The sequence below is a fragment of the Acinetobacter sp. G11 genome (assembly GCF_049808495.1).
GTDB classification, from domain to species: Bacteria; Pseudomonadota; Gammaproteobacteria; order Pseudomonadales; family Moraxellaceae; genus Acinetobacter; species Acinetobacter kookii.
This window is the reverse complement of record NZ_JBNCAT010000088.1, coordinates 1-583: the sequence shown is the minus strand read 5'-3', so window position 1 is coordinate 583 and position 583 is coordinate 1. Positions and strand designations below refer to the sequence as shown.

At 36.4% G+C, this 583-nt stretch carries 2 protein-coding genes; both read left to right on the top strand.

Annotation, left to right across the window (positions count from 1 at the left end; genetic code table 11):
- The coding region (locus ACPUEY_RS14110; protein WP_425122475.1) for a hypothetical protein at positions 1-440 on the top strand (440 nt) is incomplete at its 5' end.
- Positions 441-463: 23 nt separating this feature from the next.
- A partial coding sequence (locus ACPUEY_RS14105; protein ID WP_425122476.1) for a phage tail assembly chaperone occupies positions 464-583 on the top strand: 120 nt, incomplete at its 3' end.

Below are 583 nucleotides of genomic sequence, written 5' to 3'. Positions count from 1 at the left end.
GTACCAACTCCACCATCAGGATCTTAATCATGAGTAATCCAAAATTCATCCCCTCTACTCAATTAATAGTAGATGGGGATATTTATAATTTGCGACTAGATCGATACAAGCGAATACAGTTAGAAAATGAATACAACATGAATGTAAAACGTCACTATTCGATGATGTGTGTAAATGGAAACGTAGTAAATGAATATCAATTTGCAGCAATATTTTGGACTTTGTTGCGCGGTGGCGGTCAAAAGGTATCAAAAGAAAGAGCTTGTGACATTATTGAAGAAGCAGTAAACGCTGAAGATTGTGGTTTTGTTAAACTTTTCGAATCAGTGTTAGAAGCTCTTTCTGCTGCTTTTATGAATGAAGAACAGTTCAAAGAGTACAAAAGACTTATTGAGGTTTATAAGTCGGCAGAAAGCGAAGATGACACCCAAAAAAAGTAGATGATGACGAGCGTGATTTCGCAATAGCTATTCTTGATTTTGGTATAGAACCAGAGGTATTTTGGAGAATGACCGAAAGAGAGTTCTTCACACTCGTCATTCATGATTTACGAAGAAAAGAAGACGACATGTTACGAATGAGA